General features: G+C 71.2%; 17 protein-coding genes. 8 read left to right on the top strand and 9 right to left on the bottom strand.

The window, feature by feature from the left end; genetic code table 11:
• The first annotated feature begins 744 nt into the window (after window positions 1-744).
• Both gabT and AB5J54_RS28795 read left to right on the top strand, forming a co-directional pair.
• Window positions 745-2,079 (top strand): 4-aminobutyrate--2-oxoglutarate transaminase, encoded by a 1,335-nt coding sequence (gabT, locus tag AB5J54_RS28800; RefSeq protein WP_369146813.1) that lies wholly within the window; start codon window positions 745-747, stop codon window positions 2,077-2,079.
• 123 nt (window positions 2,080-2,202) lie between these two features.
• On the top strand, window positions 2,203-2,967 hold the full coding sequence (locus tag AB5J54_RS28795) for a phosphatase PAP2 family protein (protein ID WP_369146812.1): 765 nt from the start codon (window positions 2,203-2,205) through the stop codon (window positions 2,965-2,967).
• Here AB5J54_RS28795 and AB5J54_RS28790 read toward each other — a convergent pair.
• The 8 genes from AB5J54_RS28790 to AB5J54_RS28755 all read right to left on the bottom strand — a co-directional run bounded on the left by AB5J54_RS28790 (window position 2,903) and on the right by AB5J54_RS28755 (window position 12,597).
• Window positions 2,903-4,708 carry a chitinase gene (locus AB5J54_RS28790; RefSeq protein WP_369146811.1) on the bottom strand — a complete coding sequence of 602 codons (1,806 nt, stop codon included), beginning with the start codon at window positions 4,706-4,708 and terminating at the stop codon, window positions 2,903-2,905. The genes AB5J54_RS28795 and AB5J54_RS28790 overlap by 65 nt on opposite strands.
• Before the next feature lie 97 nt (window positions 4,709-4,805).
• The gene (locus AB5J54_RS28785; protein WP_369146810.1) at window positions 4,806-5,285 is read right to left on the bottom strand and encodes a hypothetical protein; all 480 of its coding nucleotides are present in this window, start codon (window positions 5,283-5,285) and stop codon (window positions 4,806-4,808) included.
• Between the two features lie 114 nt (window positions 5,286-5,399).
• Window positions 5,400-6,818 (bottom strand): NAD(P)/FAD-dependent oxidoreductase, encoded by a 1,419-nt coding sequence (locus AB5J54_RS28780; RefSeq protein ID WP_369146809.1) that lies wholly within the window; start codon window positions 6,816-6,818, stop codon window positions 5,400-5,402.
• Window positions 6,819-6,855: 37 nt separating this feature from the next.
• Window positions 6,856-7,650 carry an ABC transporter permease gene (locus AB5J54_RS28775; protein ID WP_369146808.1) on the bottom strand — a complete coding sequence of 265 codons (795 nt, stop codon included), beginning with the start codon at window positions 7,648-7,650 and terminating at the stop codon, window positions 6,856-6,858.
• Window positions 7,650-8,579 carry an ABC transporter permease gene (locus AB5J54_RS28770; protein WP_369146807.1) on the bottom strand — a complete coding sequence of 310 codons (930 nt, stop codon included), beginning with the start codon at window positions 8,577-8,579 and terminating at the stop codon, window positions 7,650-7,652. Before AB5J54_RS28770 ends, AB5J54_RS28775 begins: the two co-directional genes overlap by 1 nt.
• On the bottom strand, window positions 8,576-9,742 hold the full coding sequence (locus AB5J54_RS28765; protein ID WP_369146806.1) for an ABC transporter ATP-binding protein: 1,167 nt from the start codon (window positions 9,740-9,742) through the stop codon (window positions 8,576-8,578). Before AB5J54_RS28765 ends, AB5J54_RS28770 begins: the two co-directional genes overlap by 4 nt.
• Before the next feature lie 43 nt (window positions 9,743-9,785).
• Window positions 9,786-11,033: a PotD/PotF family extracellular solute-binding protein gene (locus AB5J54_RS28760; protein ID WP_369146805.1), complete on the bottom strand. Its 1,248-nt coding sequence runs from the start codon at window positions 11,031-11,033 to the stop codon at window positions 9,786-9,788.
• Between the two features lie 49 nt (window positions 11,034-11,082).
• Window positions 11,083-12,597 carry a gamma-aminobutyraldehyde dehydrogenase gene (locus AB5J54_RS28755; protein ID WP_369146804.1) on the bottom strand — a complete coding sequence of 505 codons (1,515 nt, stop codon included), beginning with the start codon at window positions 12,595-12,597 and terminating at the stop codon, window positions 11,083-11,085.
• Window positions 12,598-12,772: 175 nt separating this feature from the next.
• Between AB5J54_RS28755 and AB5J54_RS28750 the strand changes: the two genes are divergently transcribed.
• A complete protein-coding gene (locus AB5J54_RS28750) occupies window positions 12,773-13,321 on the top strand; it encodes an NADAR family protein (protein WP_369146803.1) in 549 nt (182 codons plus the stop codon).
• Window positions 13,322-13,379: 58 nt separating this feature from the next.
• On the opposite strand, the gene AB5J54_RS28745 is transcribed toward AB5J54_RS28750, so the two are convergent.
• Window positions 13,380-14,051, bottom strand: coding sequence for a DUF4190 domain-containing protein (locus AB5J54_RS28745; protein WP_369146802.1), 672 nt, complete (start codon window positions 14,049-14,051; stop codon window positions 13,380-13,382).
• Window positions 14,052-14,126: 75 nt separating this feature from the next.
• Between AB5J54_RS28745 and AB5J54_RS28740 the strand changes: the two genes are divergently transcribed.
• Genes AB5J54_RS28740 through AB5J54_RS28720 form a run of 5 tightly spaced genes read left to right on the top strand, consistent with a single transcriptional unit; the run spans window position 14,127 to window position 18,480 of the window.
• The gene (locus AB5J54_RS28740) at window positions 14,127-15,158 is read left to right on the top strand and encodes an adenosine deaminase (protein WP_369146801.1); all 1,032 of its coding nucleotides are present in this window, start codon (window positions 14,127-14,129) and stop codon (window positions 15,156-15,158) included.
• A gap of 19 nt (window positions 15,159-15,177) precedes the next feature.
• Window positions 15,178-15,867 (top strand): glycerophosphodiester phosphodiesterase, encoded by a 690-nt coding sequence (locus tag AB5J54_RS28735; RefSeq protein ID WP_369146800.1) that lies wholly within the window; start codon window positions 15,178-15,180, stop codon window positions 15,865-15,867.
• Window positions 15,864-16,643 (top strand): SAM-dependent methyltransferase, encoded by a 780-nt coding sequence (locus AB5J54_RS28730; protein ID WP_369146799.1) that lies wholly within the window; start codon window positions 15,864-15,866, stop codon window positions 16,641-16,643. The genes AB5J54_RS28735 and AB5J54_RS28730 overlap by 4 nt, the downstream gene beginning before the upstream one ends.
• A gap of 14 nt (window positions 16,644-16,657) precedes the next feature.
• On the top strand, window positions 16,658-17,776 hold the full coding sequence (locus AB5J54_RS28725) for a sensor histidine kinase (RefSeq protein ID WP_369146798.1): 1,119 nt from the start codon (window positions 16,658-16,660) through the stop codon (window positions 17,774-17,776).
• Entirely contained in the window at window positions 17,773-18,480 is a 708-nt protein-coding gene (locus tag AB5J54_RS28720) for a response regulator (RefSeq protein ID WP_369146797.1), read from the top strand. Before AB5J54_RS28725 ends, AB5J54_RS28720 begins: the two co-directional genes overlap by 4 nt.
• The last annotated feature ends 18 nt before the right edge of the window (window positions 18,481-18,498 follow it).

Raw genomic sequence — 18,498 nt, 5'->3', positions numbered from 1 at the left:
GGCGTCGGGGGCCCCGGGAGCACCGGACCCCTTCGGCGTCCCAGGAGCCCCGGGCGCCGCGAAGGCCTCCGTCGCCCCAGGGGCCGCAAAGCCCTTCGCCTCCCCGGGCGCCGCCACCGGCCGCGGCGGCACGCGCGGCGGCGCGGGCACCGGCGCAACCGCGCGCCGGCCGTCGCCCGGCGGGACCGGCCCGTGCCCGGCCTCACCGGACCGAGCCCCGGGGCGCGCCTGCGAGGGCGTCCCGGCGGCCCGGCCGTCGCCCGACGCCGGCGGCACAAGCGGCACCGGCGGCGCGCCCGCGCCGGGCCGGCCCTCGGTCGGCGGACCGGCGCGGCCGCGTCCGGGTGCGCCCCCGGGCGCGCCCGGGGCGGGGTGCCCGGGGTTCGGCCGTCGGTCGGCGGCGCCGTCGGGCGCGGGACCGCGCCTCCCCTGGTGTCGCGTGACTCGTACGTGCCGTCGGTCTCCATGAACCCCTGCCCCCTGACCAGCCAGGTCGCCGCGTCTGTGCCACCGTCAATCTAGTGGGCCCGGAGCCCCCTGGAGGGGATTCGACCACCCGTACGGCCGAGGACCGCCCCCACGCGTCCGGACGGTTCCGTGCCGCGGAAGCGGAGCCGTCATGTCCATCCCGGACAACGACACACCCGCCACCACTCCCGATCGGCGCATGCCTGACCCCCTCCCCCGCGCCTAGCCTGCGGAGGAAACCCGCAAGTGCGTCCAGAACACCCCCAGGAGCCCCGCATGAACGCTGTCCCGCAGGAGCGGCGCGTCGTCACCGCCATCCCCGGTCCGAAGTCGCAGGAGCTTCAGGCCCGCCGTCTCGACACGGTCGCCGGTGGCGTCGGCTCCACGCTGCCCGTCTTCACCGCGCGGGCCGGTGGCGGCATCATCGAGGACGTCGACGGCAACCGCCTGATCGACTTCGGCTCCGGCATCGCCGTGACCTCGGTCGGCGCGTCCGCCGAGGCCGTCGTGCGCCGCGCCACCGCGCAGCTGCAGGACTTCACCCACACCTGTTTCATGGTGACGCCGTACGAGGGTTACGTGGAGGTCTGCGAGGCGCTGGCCGAGCTGACCCCGGGCGACCACGCCAAGAAGTCCGCGCTGTTCAACTCGGGCGCCGAGGCCGTCGAGAACGCGGTGAAGATCGCCCGCTCGTACACCAAGCGCCAGGCCGTCGTCGTCTTCGACCACGGCTACCACGGCCGTACGAACCTCACCATGGGCATGACGGCGAAGAACATGCCGTACAAGCAGGGCTTCGGTCCGTTCGCCCCCGAGGTCTACCGCGTCCCGGTCGCCTACGGCTACCGCTGGCCCACCGGCGCCGAGAACTGCGGTCCCGAGGCCGCCGCCCAGGCGATCGACAACATCACCAAGCAGATCGGCGCCGAGAACGTCGCCGCGATCGTCATCGAGCCGGTCCTCGGCGAGGGCGGCTTCATCGAGCCGGCCAAGGGCTTCCTCCCGGCGATCGTGAAGTTCGCCAACGACAACGGCATCGTCTTCGTCGCGGACGAGATCCAGGCCGGCTTCTGCCGTACCGGCCAGTGGTTCGCCTGCGAGGACGAGGGCATCGTCCCGGACCTCATCACCACCGCCAAGGGCATCGCGGGCGGTCTGCCGCTCGCCGCCGTCACCGGCCGCGCCGAGATCATGGACTCCGTCCACGGCGGCGGTCTGGGCGGCACCTACGGTGGCAACCCGGTGGCCTGCGCCGGTGCGCTCGGCTCCATCGAGACGATGAAGGAGCTCGACCTCAACGGCAAGGCCAAGCGCATCGAGGAGGTCATGAAGGGCCGCCTCACCGCCATGCAGGAGAAGTTCCCGGTCATCGGTGACATCCGCGGCCGCGGCGCCATGATCGCCATCGAACTGGTGAAGGACCCGGTCACCAAGGAGCCGCACGCGGAGGCCGCCGCCGCGCTCGCCAAGTACTGCCACAACGAGGGCGTGCTCGTCCTGACCTGCGGCACCTACGGCAACGTGCTCCGCTTCCTGCCGCCGCTGGTCATCGGCGAGGGCCTCCTCAACGAGGGCCTGGACGTCATCGAGGCCGCGCTGGCCACGATCTGATCGTCCGTCCGAAGGGCCACCGGAGGCCGAACCGGCACACGGTGTGAAGACTCTGTGGGGGGCCGATGGCGGGACGCGTTTCCCGCTGTCGGCCCCCCACTTCGTGACGTACGGTTTCTGCAGATGAGAGAAACACCCCGGGCGGAGCATCCCCAGCCCCGTCCACACCGTGCCATCGCGCACACCACCGGGGCCTCGTGCCCCGGAACTCCTCACCGATCGGATGGCCGCCCGCCCCACACCCCCCGGGGCGCGCGGCAGCCCGATCCCCTCGGCCGCCCTGGAACCACCCCCCCTGTTCCAGGGCGGCCGGCTCTCTTCTCGGCGCTCGTCGCCCTCGTCGTCGTGACCTGGCAGGTGCTCGTCCACGGCCCCTTGGCCAGGCTCGACGAGCGGGTGTCCGGTGCCCTGGTGGACTCGGTCCCCCGGCGCCTGAGCGAACTCGCCTCCGACCTCGGCAACATGACGGTCGCTCTCCCGGTCCTCGCCTGCGCGATGGCGTACGCGGTGTGGCGGGGCCGCCGCGCGGCCGCCCTGTACGCGGGCCTCGCCATGGCCGCCGTACCCCTCCTGGTGATTCCGCTGAAGGAGTGGACGGCCCGCCCGGGCCCGCTGGAGCCCTGGGCCCACGGCTACTACCCCTCGGGCCACACGGCCACGGCCGCGGTCGCCTACTTCGGCGCCGCCTTCCTCGTCTCGAACCGCCTGATCCCCGTCGCCGCCGTGCTGACGGCGGTGACGGGGACCGGTCTTGTCCTGCGGGGCTTCCACTGGCCGCTGGACGTGTGCGCCAGCCTCTGTCTCTCCGTACTGGTACTGGGCGTCAGTTCCAGGTGTACGCGTCGAAGTTCTTCGAGAACTCCCCCTGGTTGTACCGGTCCCAGTTGATCGACCAGGTCATCAGGCCGCGCAGGGCCGGCCAGGTGCCGTGGGTCTGGTAGGTGCCGCAGTTCGTCTTCCTCGTGAGGCAGTCGAGGGCCTTGTTCACCTCGGCCGGCGTCGTGTGGCCGTTGCCCGCCTGGGTGGAGGCGGGGAGGCCGATGGCGACCTGTTCGGGGCGGAGGGCCGGGAAGAAGCGGTCCGTGTTGCCGGCGACCGGGAAGCCGGTGAGGAGCATGTCGGTCATGGCGATGTGGAAGTCGGCGCCGCCCATCGAGTGGTACTGGTTGTCGAGGCCCATGATGGAGCCGGAGTTGTAGTCCTGGACGTGCAGCAGGGTCAGGTCGTCGCGCAGGGCGTGGATGACCGGCAGGTAGGCGCCGGCGCGCGGGTCCTGGCCGCCCCAGGGGCCGGAGCCGTAGTACTGGTAGCCGAGCTGGACGAAGAAGGTCTCCGGGGCCATCGTCAGGACGAACCTGGCGCCGTACTTGGCCTTGAGGGTCTTCACCGCCTGGATCAGGTTGACGACGACCGGGCTGGTCGGGTTCCGGAAGTCGGTGTCGCCGGTCTGGAGCGAGAGCGAGTGGCCCTCGAAGTCGATGTCGAGGCCGTCGAGGCCGTACTCGTCGATGATCTTCGAGACGGAGGAGACGAAGGTGTCGCGGGCCGCGGTGGTGGCGAGCTGCACCTGGCCGTTCTGGCCGCCGATGGAGATGAGGACCTTCTTGCCGGCGGCCTGCTTGGCCTTGATGGCCGCCTTGAAGTCCGCGAGGGACTCGACGTTCGGGCATTCGGTCGCCGGGCAGAGGGTGAAGCGGATGTCGCCCGAGGTCACCGAGGTGGGTTCGCCGAAGGCGAGGTTGATGACGTCCCAGGAGTCGGGGACGTCGGCCATGCGGGTGTAGCCGGAGCCGTTGGCGAAGCTGGCGTGGAGGTAGCCGACGAGGGCGTGGGCGGGGAGGGAGCCGCCGGGGTTGCCGCCGCCTCCGGAGGTGGTGGTCGCGGTCACGGCGGCCGACTTCGGGGACTCGCCGGCGCTGTTCACGGCGGTGACCTGGAAGGTGTACGGGGTGGAGGCCGTGAGCCCGGAGACGGTGGCCGAGGGGGCGGTGACCGTCTGGATCCTGGTGGACCCCTGGTAGACGTGGTACGAGGTGGCGCCGGAGACCGCGGTCCAGGTGAGCGGAACCGTGGTGGAGGTCGGGGAGCCCGCGGTGAGGCCGGTGGGGGCGGCCGGGAGCTGGACCGGGTCGCCGCCGGGGCCGTACAGGGAGAGGTCGTCGGCCTGGTAGGCGGGGGTCCCGTACCAGCCGTGGGTGTAGATCGTGACCGAGGTGGTGGAGGCGCCCGTGGTGAACGTGGTGCTGAGCTTCTGCCAGTCGGGGGCGGAGCCGGTCCAGGTGGAGACGTCGGTGGTGCCGGTGCCGGAGGCGCCGAGGTAGACGTAGCTGCCGCGCACCCAGCCGCTCAGCGTGTAGGTGGAGTTGGGCTTCACCGTCACGGTCTGGGAGCACTTGGCGTTGTCGCTGCCGGCCGGGGTGGCCTGGAGCGCCTTCGTCCCGCCGTGCACGGGTGACGGGACGACGGCGCCGCTGCCCGCGGTGCAGCTCCAGCCGTCGAGTCCGGCTTCGAAGCCGCCGTTGCGGGCGAGTTCGGTGTCGGCGGCCTGGGCCGCGGGGGTGAGTGCGAGGAGCCCGCCGGCGGCGAGGGAGCCGGCCAGGAGCAGGGTGAGGGGTCTGGTGCGGTCCACAACTGCCTCCGGGGGTGGGGGAATCGAGGTGGAGCGCGCCACAGCATGGTCCAGACCAATCGAGTGGTCAAGACCTCTGCCCGGCACCGGGTCCGAGTCAGGTCCCGGCGTCTCCCCTTTCCCCCCTGGCCAGTTGGCCCGCCGCCTCGTGCATCGCCAGCTCCAGGAGCGAGGCGTCGGTGAGGGTGCCCAGACCGTCCGGCGCCACCAGCCAGCGCGCCGCACCGGTCACCCGACCCGGGTACGGGACGACGATCCAGGTGCCGGAGCCCGCGCCGCGCACCCCGGTGCCGAGCCAGCGGGCGGCGGTTCCCGGGGGGACGAAGAAGCCCATCCGGGCCTCGCCGAAGTCGGCCAGGACCGGGCCGGGCCGGTCCACGAGCCGGGTCAGCACGTCGAGCGTGGGATAGCCGAGCTCCCCCGGCAGGATCAGCACGTCCCAGCGCCTGCCGGCGGGCAGCAGCGCGACCCCGTGGGGGTTGCGCTCCCACTCCCACCGGCAGGACTCGGGATCCGGCGCGACCGAGGCAAGCCACTCCACCGCGGCCTTGGCGCCAGAAGCCCCCGTACCAGTCATCGCGACGTTCTCCTCTCCGTGTGGACTCGATGTCCATCCGGAGAGAGCGGGTACGGGGGCTTCTCTTACGCGGCTTCGACTACCAGCCGGTTGTGACCTGCGTCACATCGGAACTCAGCTGTCGAAGCCGAGGCCGAGCCGGTCCATGGCCTTGAGCCACAGGTTGCGCCGGCCGCCGTTCTCGTCGGCACGGGCCAGCGACCACTTGGTGATGCCGATACCGGCCCAGGCCACCGGCTCGGGCGGGAACGGCAGCGGCTTGGAGCGGACCATCTCCAGGTCGGTGCGCTCGGTGCGCTCCCCCGCGAGGAGGTCGAGCATCACGTCCCCGCCGAAGCGGGTGGCGCCGACGCCGAGGCCGGTGAACCCGGCCGCGTACGCCACCTTCCCCTGGTGGGCCGTGCCGAAGAAGGCCGAGAAGCGCGAGCAGGTGTCGATCGCGCCGCCCCAGGCGTGGCTGAAGCGGAGCCCCTCCAGCTGCGGGAAGCAGCGGAAGAAGTGCTCGGCGAGCTTCAGGTACGTCTCCGGGCGGTGGTCCATCTCGGCGCTGACCTTGCCGCCGTACGGGTACACCGCGTCGTAGCCGCCCCACAGGATGCGGTGGTCGGCGGTGATCCGGAAGTAGTGGAACTGGTTGGCGGAGTCGCCGAGGCCCTGACGGTTCTTCCAGCCGACCGAGGCGAGCTGCTCGGCGCTGAGCGGCTCGGTCATCAGGGCGTAGTCGTAGACCGGGACGGTGTACGCCCGGACGCGCCTGACCAGCGACGGGAAGACGTTGGTGCCGAGCGCGACCCGGCGGGCGACGACCTTGCCGTACGGGGTGCGGACGCCCATCCCGGCGCCCACCGAGACCAGTTGGAGGCCCGGGGTGTTCTCGTAGATCCGGACGCCCAGGTCGAGACAGGCCCGCTTCAGGCCCCAGGCCAGCTTGGCGGGGTGGAGCATGGCGACGCCGCGCTTGTCCCACATGCCGCCGAGGAAGGTCGGCGAGTCGACCTCGGCCCGCACGGCGTCCCGGTCCAGGAACTCCAGGCCCTCGGCCAGACCGAGCCGGCCGGCCTCCTCGTACCACGCGTGGAGCTCCTCCACCTGGTACGGCTCGGTGGCGACGTCGATCTCGCCGGTGCGCTCGAAGTCGCAGTCGATCCCATGGCGGGCGACGGTCTCCTCGATGGCGTCGAGGTTGCGCTCGCCCATCCGCTCCAGCTTCGGCAGCTCGCCCGGCCAGCGGGCGAGGCCGTTGCCGAAGCCGTGGGTGAGGGAGGCCGCGCAGAAGCCTCCGTTGCGGCCCGAGGCGGCCCAGCCCACCTCGCGGCCTTCGATCAGTACGACATCCCGGGAGGGGTCGCGCTCCTTGGCGAGGAGCGCGGTCCACAGTCCGCTGTATCCGCCGCCGACCACGAGAAGATCGCACGTCTCGGTGCCGGTGAGGGCGGGCAGGGCTCCGGGCTTGCCGGGGTCTTCCAGCCAGAAGGGGACGGGCTGGGCGTCGGAGAGAGATTGTGCAGCGAGACGCATGGCGACTGGGGCCATGGTTTCCAACTCCTTCGGTGCCTGAGGCGTCTTCCGCTCAGGCCGTTGCTGTTTTCTTGCGCCGGTTCGTGATGATCTGCCCGGCCGCGACCATCAGTACCGCGAGGACGAACATCGCGGTGCCGATGACGTTGATCTGAACGGGGGTTCCGCGCTGCGCCGAGCCCCAGACGAACATGGGGAAGGTGACGGTGGAGCCCGCGTTGAAGTTGGTGATGATGAAGTCGTCGAACGAGAGCGCGAAGGCGAGCAGTGCGCCGGCGGCGATGCCGGGCGCGGCGATCGGCAGGGTCACGCGCAGGAAGGTCTGCGTCGGTCCCGCGTAGAGGTCGCGCGCGGCCTCCTCCAGGCGCGGGTCCATGGACATGACCCGGGCCTTGACCGCCGTCACGACGAACGACAGACAGAACATGATGTGGGCGATCAGGACCGTCCAGAAGCCCAGCTCGATGCCCATGTTGAGGAAGAGCGTGAGCAGCGAGGCGGCCATGACGACCTCGGGCATCGCCATCGGCAGGAAGATCAGCGAGTTGATCGCGCCGCGCGCCCGGAAGCGGTAGCGGACCAGCGCGAAGGCGATCATCGTGCCGAGGAGGACGGCGCCGAGCGTCGCCCAGGCGGCGAGCTGGAGCGAGAGCGAGAGCGACTCGCACATGTCGGCGACGCCGCAGGGGTCCTTCCAGGCGTCGAGGGAGAACTCCTGCCAGGAGTAGTTGAAGCGTCCCTTCGGCCTGTTGAAGGAGAACGCCATCACCACGAGGTTCGGCAGGATCATGTACGCGAGCGTCAGCAGGCCCGCGATGACGACCAGGTTCTTGCGGATCCAGCGCATCAGACCAGGTCCTCCGTTCCGGCACGGCGGATGTACACGGTGACCATGCCGAGCACGATCGCCATGAGGATGAAGGAGAGCGCGGCCGCCGTCGGGTAGTCGAGGACGCGCAGGAACTGCGACTGGATGACGTTGCCGACCATCTTGGTGTCGGTCGAGCCCAGCAGTTCGGCGTTGACGTAGTCGCCGCTCGCCGGGATGAAGGTGAGCAGCGTGCCGGAGACGACGCCGGGCATCGACAGCGGGAAGGTCACCTTGCGGAAGGTGGTCGCCGGGGAGGCGTACAGGTCCTGCGCGGCCTCGTGCAGCCGGCCGTCGATCCGCTCCAGGGAGGTGTAGAGGGGCAGGATCATGAAGGGCAGGAAGTTGTACGTGAGACCGCAGACCACGGCCATCGGGGTGGCGAGGACGCGGTCGCCCTCGGTCCAGCCGAGCCAGCTGGTGACGTCCAGGAAGTGCAGGGCGTTGAGCGCCTGCACCACCACGCTGTCGTCGGCCAGGATCGTCTTCCACGCGAGCGTGCGGATGAGGAAGCTGGTGAAGAACGGCGCGATGACGAGGACGAGGAGCAGGTTCCGCCAGCGGCCGGCCTTGAAGGCGATCAGGTACGCGAGCGGGTAGCCGAGCAGCAGGCAGAGCAGGGTCGCGGTCCCGGCGTACAGCAGGGAGCGGACGAACTGCGGCCAGTACTCCTGGAAGGCGTCCCAGTAGGTCTGGAAGTGCCAGGTGACCTCGAAGCCCTTCTCCAGGGAGCCGGTCTGCACCGAGGTGGAGGCCTGGTAGATCATCGGCAGCGCGAAGAAGACGAGCAGCCAGACGATGCCGGGCAGCAGCAGCCAGTACGGGACGAGCCGCTTGCGCGTGGAGGGCTTGCGCAGAACCGGTTCTTCGACCGGCCCCGGAGCCTCCTTCGTCAGGGTCGCGGTCACGAGGCGTCCTCCACCGTCTCCACGCCCGCGTCGCCCGTCGTCCCAGCAAAGAGGGACTGCGTCGCGTCGAGCCCGAAGGTGTGGGCCGGATTCCAGTGCAGGACGACCTCGGCGCCGGGGCGCAGCCGCGCGTCGCGCTCGATGTTCTGCTCGTACACCTGGAGTTCGGCGCCCGCCGGCGAGTTCACCACGTACTGGGTGGAGACGCCGATGAAGGAGGAGTCGACGATCCGGCCGGTCACCCGGTTGCGGCCGTCGGCGATCGAGCCCGCGTCGTCGGCGTGCGCGAGCGAGATCTTCTCGGGGCGGACACCTACGAGGACCTTCCCGCCCTGGCGGACGGCGGAGGTACAGCGGTCGCCGGGGACCCTGAGCTTGCCGCCGCCGGCCGTGACGAGCACATCGGAGCCTGTCTCCAGGACCTCGGCCTCGATGAGGTTCGAGGTGCCGAGGAAGTTGGCGACGAAGGTGGTCTGCGGGTTCTCGTACAGGTCGGCGGGGGCGCCGAGCTGCTCGACCCGGCCGCCGTTCATCACCGCGACCTGGTCGGCCATCGTCATGGCCTCCTCCTGGTCGTGGGTGACGTGCACGAAGGTGATGCCGACCTCGGTCTGGATCCGCTTGAGCTCCAGCTGCATCTGGCGGCGCAGCTTGAGGTCGAGGGCGCCGAGCGGCTCGTCGAGGAGCAGCACCTGCGGGTGGTTGATGAGCGCGCGGGCGACGGCGACGCGCTGCTGCTGGCCGCCGGAGAGCTGGTGCGGCTTCTTGTGGGCGTGCTCGCCGAGCTGGACCAGGTCGATCATCTCGTCGACCTGCTTCTTCACCGACTTGATGCCGCGGCGGCGCAGGCCGAAGGCGATGTTCTCGAAGATGTCCATGTGCGGGAAGAGCGCGTAGGACTGGAAGACGGTGTTGACCGGCCGCTTGTACGGCGGGAGGTCGGTGACGTCCCGGTCGCCGAGGAAGACGGTGCCGGTGGTCGGGTCCTCCAGGCCGGCGATCATGCGCAGCGTGGTGGTCTTGCCGCAGCCGGAGGCGCCGAGCAGGGCGAAGAAGGAGCCCTGCGGGACGGTGAGGTCGAGTGGGTGGACGGCGTGGAAGGAGCCGTACGACTTGCTGATCCCGGTGAGACGGACGTCGCCGCCGGTGGTGTTGTCAGTCATGGGTTGCGGTCCCAGGGAGTGAGAGAGGTGGACGAGGCCGGACTCAGGCGCCGATGAGCTTGGCGAACTTCTCCTCGTACGCCGTCTCCTCCGCGCTGGTGAGCGAGCGGAAGGCGTGCGACTTCTTGGCCATGGCCTTGTCCGGGAGGATCAGCGTGTTGTTCGCGAGCTCGGGGTCGATCTTGGCGAGCTCGTCCTTCACCCCGTCGACGGGGCAGACGTAGTTGATGTACGCGGCGAGCTGGGCGGCGACGGGCAGCTCGTAGTAGTAGTCGATGAGCTTCTCGGCGTTCGTCTTGTGCCGGGCCTGCGCGGGGACGAGCAGGTTGTCGCTGGAGGTGATGTATCCGGCGGACGGGATGGAGTACTTGATGTCCGGGTTGTCCGCCTGGAGCTGGATGATGTCGCCGGCCCAGGCGAGGCAGGCCGCGATGTCGCCCTTGTCCAGGTCGGAGGTGTAGTCGTTGCCGGTGAAGCGGCGGATCTGCTTCTTGTCGACCCCCTTCTGGAGGCGGCCGATCGCCGCGTCGTAGTCGGCGTCGGTGAAGTTCCCCGGGTCCTTGCCCATGTCGAGCAGGGTCATGCCGACGGAGTCGCGCATCTCGGTGAGGAAGCCGACCCGGCCCTTGAGCGCGGGGTCGTCGAGGAGCTGGGTGACGGAGTCGACCTTCTTGCCGCCGGTCGCCTTGGAGTTGTACGCGATGACGGTCGAGATGCCCGTCCACGGGTACGAGTAGGACCGGCCCGGGTCCCAGTCGGGGCGGCGGAACTGCGAGGAGAGGTTCGCGTACGCGTTGGGCAGGTTGGCCGGGTCGAGCTTCTGCGCCCAGCCGAGCCGGATGATGCGGGCGGCGAGCCAGTCGGTGACGCAGATCAGGTCGCGGCCGGTGTCCTGGCCGGCCGCGAGCTGCGGCTTGATCTTGCCGAAGAACTCGACGTTGTCGTTGATGTCCTCGGTGTACTTGACCTTGATCCCGGTGCGTTTGGCGAACGCCTCCAGGGTGGGGCGGGACTTCTCGTCCTCGCTGACGTCCATGTACTCGGTCCAGTTGGAGAAGGCGACGCTCTTCTCCTTGGCCGACGCGTCGATGGATGCGGGGCCGTTGCCCTCCCGCTTGGCCGGCGGGATGCCACAGGCGCTCAGGCCGGCGAGCCCGCCGACCGTGAGCGCGCCGACCCCGCCCGCGCGCAGCATCGAACGACGGCTGAGGGCGCCCCGGCCGCTCGTCATGCTCCGCCGTATCGCCGCCAGCTGCGCGGCGGACAGGCTGTCGGGCTCGTACTGCTCCATGCGCTGTGCCCTTTCGGGATGAGTGGGCCGCTGGTCGGGCGGCGAGTTGCTATCGGTCCCCGAAGATCGTGCGGTGCCAGTCCTTCGCCGCGACCGCGGTGTTGTCGAACATCACGTGCTTGACCTGCGTGTACTCCTCGAAGGAGTACGCCGACATGTCCTTTCCGTAACCGGAGGCCTTGGTGCCGCCGTGGGGCATCTCGCTGATGATCGGGATGTGGTCGTTGACCCACACACATCCCGCCTTGATCTCCCGCGTGGCACGGTTGGCCCGGTAGACGTCCCGGCTCCACGCGGAGGCCGCGAGGCCGTAGGGGGTGTCGTTGGCGAGCCGGATGCCCTCGTCGTCGCCGTCGAAGGGCAGGGCCACCAGGACCGGACCGAAGATCTCCGACTGCACGACCTCGCTGTCCTGCGCGGCGCCGATGATCAGGGTGGGACGGTAGTATGCGCCGTTCTTGAGCTCTCCACCAGGGGCTTCGCCTCCGGTGACGACCGTGGCGTAGCCGCGGGCGCGCTCGACGAAGCCGGCGACGCTGTCGCGGTGGCGGTGGCTGACGAGCGGTCCGAGGTCGGTGCCGGGCGCGAAGGGGTCGCCGACGCGGACGGTCTCCATGAGCTCGGCGACCCGGGCGACGAAGGCGTCGAAGAGCGGGCGCTGGACGTACGCGCGCGTGGCGGCGGTGCAGTCCTGGCCGCTGTTGATGAGGGAGGCGGCGACCGCGCCCTGGGCTGCGGCCTCCAGGTCGGCGTCGTCGAAGACGAGGAACGGGGCCTTGCCGCCGAGTTCGAGGTGGAGCCGCTTCACGGTGGCGGTGGCGACCTCGGCGACCCGCTTGCCGACCGGGGTGGAGCCGGTGAAGGAGGTCATGACGACGTCGGGGTGGCCGACGAGGTGCTCGCCGACGACCCGCCCGGAGCCGCTGACGATGTTGATGACACCGTCGGGGATGCCGGCCTCCTTCGCCGCCATCGCGAACATCAGCGAGGTCAGCGGGGTGAGCTCGGCGGGCTTCAGGACGATCGTGTTGCCGGCGGCGATCGCCGGGAGGATCTTCCAGGCGGCCATCTGGAGCGGGTAGTTCCAGGGGGCGATGGAGCCGACGACGCCGATCGGTTCGCGCCGGATGTACGAGGTGTGGTCGCCGGTGTACTCGGCGGCCGACTGGCCCTGGAGGTGGCGGGCGGCCCCCGCGAAGAAGGCCGTGTTGTCGATGGTGCCGGGCACGTCGAACTCGGTGGTGAGCTTGAGCGGCTTGCCGCACTGGAGGGACTCCACCCGGGCGATGTCCTCCGCCCAGTCGGCGAGGACGCCCGCGAGGCGGTGCAGCGCGTCGGAGCGCTCGCCCGGGGTGGCTCCGGCCCAGCCGGGGAAGGCGGCCTTGGCGGCGGCGACGGCCTCGTCCACGTCCGCGGTGGAGGCGAGGGCGTAGGTGTAGACGCTCTCGCCCGTCGCCGGGTCGATCACGCTGTGTTCCTGACCTGAGGTTCCGGCGCGGAGCCTTCCGCCGATGTACTGCGCGCCGTCCGCGAAGCGGTCCGTCACCTGGAAGCGGTTGCTCATGACGCTCTCCGTTGTCCCAGCTCGAATTGAGTGCCGATCCTGACATGGGGGCCGGGGCCCAACAAGTGATTCCGTTGTTGCCTTTTGGTTACGCGACGGATTCGGTCGACCATGTGTCGAGGCGGTCGGAAAATCTCCGTACGGAGTGTCCGTGGCGGATGCCACACTCGCATGTATGAGCAAGATCGAAGAGCTGACGCAGCAGGTCACGAGGGGTGACCGGGTGAAGTGGCTGCATTTCTGGGGGCACCGACCGCACCCCGACGGCCGCCTCTCGGCGAGCTGTCTGAGCCAGTGGTGGCCGGCGCCGTTCACGGTCGACGGCGTGGCCTACGCGACCGCCGAGCACTGGATGATGGCCGCCAAGGCCCGCCTCTTCCAGGACGCGGACGCCGAGCGGGCCGCGCTCACCGCCCGTACCCCGGCGGAGGCCAAGAAGGCGGGCCGGCTGGTCCGCGGCTTCGACGACACGGTCTGGGAGCGCGAGCGCTTCGGGATCGTCGTCGAGGGCAGCGTCCACAAGTTCTCCTCGGACGAGGCCCTGCGCGCGTACCTCCTGGGCACGGGTGAGCGCGTCCTGGTGGAGGCCAGCCCACTGGACCGCGTCTGGGGCATCGGCCTCGCCGCCGACGACCCCCGCGCCCACGACCCGTCCCGCTGGCGCGGCCTCAACCTCCTGGGCTTCGCCCTGATGGAGGCCCGGGAGCGGCTGCGCGCCGGCTGACACGCGCAGGGCCCCGCGCCTCGGGGAGGTGCGGGGCCCTGCGCGTGGTGTACGGGCGTCAGCGGCCGCTCTCGACCACCAGGCTCGAGGCGAACGGGTCCTCGTCGTACCCCTCCTCGAAGGCCGAGGGGTCCTGGGCGATCGCCCAGATGATGAAGCCCAGGAAGACGGCGCTGACCAGCGTGCCGATCGCGCCCAGCACGATGCCCGCGATCGCCATGCCCCGGTTCGTCGCCTCGCCGCGGCCGACCTTCTTCAGGCCGATGATGCCGAAGATCAGCGCCAGGATGCCGAGGATCACTCCCAGGCCGTACAGACAGAATCCGGCCACCGCGACGATGCCGAGCACCATCGCGGTCGTCCCCATGCCGTTGGACGGGGCCTGCTGCCAGCCGGTCTGGCCGGGCTGCACGTATCCGGGGTAGCCGTACCCCGAGGTGGCCGGAGGCGGCGTCGGGGTCGGGTAGCCGTAGCCGCCCGCCGCCGGCGTGGCCGCCGGGTAGCCGTAGCCGGGCGTGGCCGCCGGGCCGCCGGGGGCGACCGGCGGCGGCGGGACGTCCCCGCCGGAAGCACCCGGCGCGGCCGGGAAGGACGTCATGGTCGGCTGGTCGTGCACCGGCGAGGGCGACGGCGTCGCCGGCTTGCTCAGTTCCACCCCGTCGCGGTTCGGCGGAGCCCACGGGTCCGCCGGGTCGTACCCGCCCCGCGACTGGTCTCGGTTGTCAGACATGGGCCTCCCCCATCGTGGTCACGCCATGTTACGGCCTCACCCCTGCGAGGGAACCGCCCGGCCTACGATGATCGGATGACCGATCTCCACCCCTTCATCGCGGGGCTCCCGAAGGCAGAACTGCACGTCCACCACGTCGGCTCCGCCTCGCCGCGGATCGTGGCCGAGCTCGCGGCCCGGCACCCCGACTCCAAGGTCCCCACGGACCCGGAGGCACTCACCGACTACTTCACGTTCACGGACTTCGCGCACTTCATCGACGTCTACCTGTCGGTCGTCGACCTGGTCCGCACGCCCGAGGACGTCCGGCTGCTGACCTTCGAGATCGCCCGGGACATGGCCCGGCAGAACATCCGCTACGCCGAGCTCACCATCACCCCGTACTCCTCCACCCGCCGCGGCATCGACGAGCGCGCCTTCATGGCGGCGATCGAGGACGCCCGCAAGGCCGCCGAGGCCGAGTTCGGCACGATCCTGCGCTGGTGCTTCGACATCCCCGGCGAGGCCGGCCTGGTCTCCGCCGAGGAGACCGCGCGGCTCGCCACCACCGACGGGCTGCGCCCCGACGGCCTGGTCTCCTTCGGCCTCGGCGGCCCGGAGATCGGCGTGCCGCGTCCGCAGTTCAAGCCGTTCTTCGACCAGGCCCGCGCGGCCGGCCTGCACTCCGTCCCGCACGCGGGCGAGACGACCGGCCCGGAGACCGTCTGGGACGCGATCCGCGAGCTCGGCGCCGAGCGCATCGGCCACGGCACCAGTTCCGCCCAGGACCCCGAGCTCCTGGCGTACCTCGCCGAGCACCGGATCGCCCTGGAGGTCTGCCCGACCTCGAACATCGCGACCCGGGCCGTCACCACCCTGGAGGAGCACCCGATCCGGCAGTTCGTCGACGCCGGCGTCCTCGTCACGATCAACAGCGACGACCCGCCGATGTTCGGCACGGACCTCAACAACGAGTACGCCGTCGCCGCCCGTCTCCTCCGCCTCGACGAGCGCGGTGTCGCCGACCTCGCCAAGAACGCCGTGGAGGCCTCCTTCCTGGACGCGGCCGGCAAGGCCAGGATCGCCGCCGAGATCGACACGTACACGAACGACTGGCTGGCGCGCTGACGACGGCGAGAATGGGGCCATGCGCCCTGTGACTGTCGTAGCCCATCGCGGCGACCCGTACCGCGTCCGCGAGAACACGCTCCCCTCGATCGCCTCGGCGATCGAGCGGGGGGCGGACACGGTCGAGATCGACGTCCGGCTGACGGCGGACGGGGTGCCCGTCCTCCTCCACGACGACACCCTGAAGCGGCTGTGGGGCCATGACCGGCCGCTCTCCGGCCTCTCGCACGAGCTGCTGCGCGAGCTCACCTTCGACGGGGTGCCGACCCTGCGGGAGGCGCTGATCGCCGCCGGTGACCACCGGCTGATGCTGGACCTGCCGGGCGGGAACGAGGACTCGGTCCGCGCGATCGTCCGTACGGTCCGCGAGTGCGGCGCCGGGGAGCGCGTCTCGTACTGCGCGGGCGCGGTGGCCATGCTCCAGGTGCGGGCCGCCGACCCGGCCGCCGAGATCGCCCTGACGTGGACCTCGCTCGCCCCGCCCCGGCCGGTACTGCTCGACGCCGTACGGCCGAGGTTCCTCAACTACCGTTTCGGCCTGGTGAGTCGGGAGCTGACCGAGCGGGTCCACCGGGACGGGCTGCTCGTCTCGGCCTGGACGGCGGACACGAAACACACCATGCGTAAGCTGATCAAGAACGGGGTCGACGCGGTCACCACGAACCGGGTCGACGCACTCGCCGCCGTGCTGCGAAAGGCTCGCGAATGAACGACCGGATCAGGACCGACATCGCCCACAACGCCCGGGTGTGGAACTACTGGCTGGGCGGCAAGGACAACTATCCGGTGGACCGCGCGGTCGGCGACCAGGTCACCGGCTTCTATCCGAGCATCGGCGAGGTGGCGCGCGCGGACCGGGCGTTCCTCGGCCGGGCCGTGACGCATCTGGCCGCCGAGGCGGGCATCCGCCAGTTCCTGGACGTCGGCACGGGCCTGCCGACCGCCGACAACACCCATGAGGTGGCGCAGCGGGTCGCCCCCGACTCCCGGATCGTCTACGTCGACAACGACCCGATCGTCCTCACGCACGCCCGCGCGCTCCTGACGAGCGCCCCGGAGGGCGTCACCGAGTACGTCGACGCGGACGCCCACGACCCGGAGCGGATCGTGGCGGCGGCCATCGGCACGCTCGACCTGTCCCGCCCGGTCGCGGTTCTGATGCTCGGCATCCTCAACTTCGTCCTGGACACCGACGAGGCCGGGTCGATCGTGCGGACCCTGATGGCCGCGGTGCCCTCCGGCAGCCATCTGGTGCTGACCCATCCGACGCTGGAGCCGGAGCTCGGCGGCGAGGGCAACAAGGCCGCGATGGACTTCTGGAACGAGAACGCGACACCGCCGATCACCGCCCGCACCCGGGAGGAGTTCACCTCCTTCTTCGACGGCCTCGACCTCCTGGAGCCGGGCATCGTCTCCTGCTCCCGGTGGCGCTCCGACGCGGGGGCCGTGGTGGCGCAGTTCGGCGCGGTGGGCCGCAAGCCGTAATGGGCATACGGGGGATGCGGGAGCTGCGCACCTGGGGGGCCGCCCATCCGTGGGCGGTGGACATCGGTCTGGCTCTCGTCGTGCAGGCGGCCATGACGATGCCGTTCGTGGTGCCGCGCGGGCCCGAGCTCGAACCGGCGACCTGGCCGGCGTACGGCCTGACGACGCTCACCGTGGTGCCGCTGGTGTGGCGGCGACGCGCGCCGATGGCCGTGCTGCTCGCGATCCTGGCGACGAGCGCGCTGTACAAGCTGGCCGTCGAGGGGCCGGGGCAGCCGCTGCCGTACACGGGTCTGGTGAGCGTCTACACGATCGCGGTGCTCGCGGCGCCGTGGCAGCGGATGGTGACCGCGGGGCTCCTGGTGGTCGCGGTGCCGGCCTCGGTGTGGCTCAACACCCAGTCGGCGCGCGAACTGACCTTCTCCCTCTTCGTGTTCGGCGCGGCCTATGTCTTCGGCCGGCTCACCGACGCCCGGCAGCGGGCGCAGCGGGTGGAGGCCGAGCAGGCGGCCGCGCGGGAACGGGCCAGGATCGCCCGGGAGATGCACGACATCCTGTCGCACGCGGTGAGCCTGATGGTGGTGCAGGCGGAGGCGGGCCCGGTCGCGGTGCGGGCGGCGCCGGAGCGCGCGGAGGCGGCGTTCGAGGCGATCTCGGAGACGGGCCGGGAGGCGATGGTCCAGCTGCGGCAGATGCTGGGACTGCTGCGCGAGGGCGGTGAGACGGCGGCCCCGCGGGAGCCGCAGCCGGACCTCGCGGACCTCCCCGCGCTCCTGGAGCGGGTGCGGTCCGGCGGTCTGGCCGTCGGGTACGCGACGGAGGGCGGGGTACGGGCGCTGCCCGCCGCGACCGGCGCGAGCGTCTACCGGATCGTGCAGGAGGCGCTGACGAACGTGGTGAAGCACGCCCGGGCCCGTACGGTCGACGTGCGGCTCGCGCACGCCGACGGCGTCTTGCGGGTCACGGTGACCGACGACGGGCGCGGCCCGCAGGGCGGTCCGGGCGGGCACGGTCTGGTGGGCATCCGGGAGCGCGCCGCCGCGCACGGCGGTACGGCGGAGACGGGCTGCGGGCCGGACGGCCGGGGGTTCGAGGTGCGGGTCCTGCTGCCCGTGGGTGAGGAGAGGAAATGACGATCCGGGTGGTGGTCGCGGACGACCAGGAACTGGTCCGCAGCGGCTTCGCGATGATCCTGGACGCGCAGCCGGACATCGAGGTGGTGGCGGAGGCCGGGGACGGCGCGGAGGCCGTCGAGGCGGTCCGCCGGCTCGCGCCGGACGTGGCGCTGCTCGACATCCGGATGCCCCGGACGGACGGCATCGAGGCCTGCCGGACGATCAGTGCGGAGTCCGGCTGCCGGACGGTGATGCTGACGACCTTCGACACCGACGCGTACGTGTACGAGGCGCTGCACGCGGGCGCGAGCGGCTTCCTCCTCAAGGACGTGCGGCGGGACGACCTGGTGCACGCAGTACGGGTGGTGGCGGCGGGCGACTCGCTGCTCGCGCCGTCCGTGGCGCGGCGCCTCGTGGAGCAGTACACGGCGGGCGGCCCGCGCAGGTCGACCGACTCCCGTCTCGACGTCCTGACCGGCCGGGAGCGCGAGACGCTTCTCCTCCTCGCCCGGGGCCTGTCGAACGCGGAGATCGCGGCGGAGCTGGTGGTCAGCGACCACACGGTGAAGACGCACGTGGGGAACGTGCTCGCCAAACTGGGGCTGCGGGACCGGATCCAGGCGGTGATCTGCGCGTACGAGACGGGCCTGGTCGCGGCGGGTTCTCCCCCGCCCGGGGGAGGCGCCGGGCCCGGTCTCTCCCCCGCGCCGGGGAGGAACTGACCCGCCGAAGACCGCCGG

It is taken from the genome of Streptomyces sp. R44 (assembly GCF_041053105.1).
In the GTDB taxonomy this organism is placed as follows: Bacteria; Actinomycetota; Actinomycetes; order Streptomycetales; family Streptomycetaceae; genus Streptomyces.
The sequence above is the reverse complement of the archived record's forward strand: the minus strand, read 5'-3'. Positions and strand labels throughout refer to the sequence as shown.